Genomic DNA, 438 nt, shown 5'->3' on the forward strand with positions numbered 1-438 from the left:
TACTTGTTCTTCCCTAACAACAGAGCTTTACGACCCGAAGGCCTTCATCGCTCACGCGGCGTTGCTCCGTCAGACTTTCGTCCATTGCGGAAGATTCCCTACTGCTGCCTCCCGTAGGAGTCTGGGCCGTGTCTCAGTCCCAGTGTGGCCGATCACCCTCTCAGGTCGGCTATGCATCGTCGCCTTGGTGGGCCATTACCCCACCAACTAGCTAATGCACCGCGGGCCCATCTGTAAGTGACAGCCGAAACCGTCTTTCCATTTCCAATCAGGAGAAAGGAAATACTATCCGGTATTAGCTCCGGTTTCCCGAAGTTATCCCAGTCTTACAGGCAGGTTGCCCACGTGTTACTCACCCGTCCGCCGCTCATTCCGCCAGAATCACCCCGAAGGGTCATCTGGTTTCCTGCGCTCGACTTGCATGTATTAGGCACGCCG

General features: G+C 55.9%; 1 rRNA gene. It reads right to left on the bottom strand.

Going from position 1 to position 438, the window contains the following annotated elements:
* A 16S ribosomal RNA gene (locus tag CHH58_RS18055) occupies positions 1 to 438 on the bottom strand; the annotation flags it as partial.

Origin of the sequence: Terribacillus saccharophilus (assembly GCF_002272745.1) — a bacterium.
Lineage (GTDB): Bacteria > Bacillota > Bacilli > Bacillales > Amphibacillaceae > Terribacillus > Terribacillus saccharophilus_B.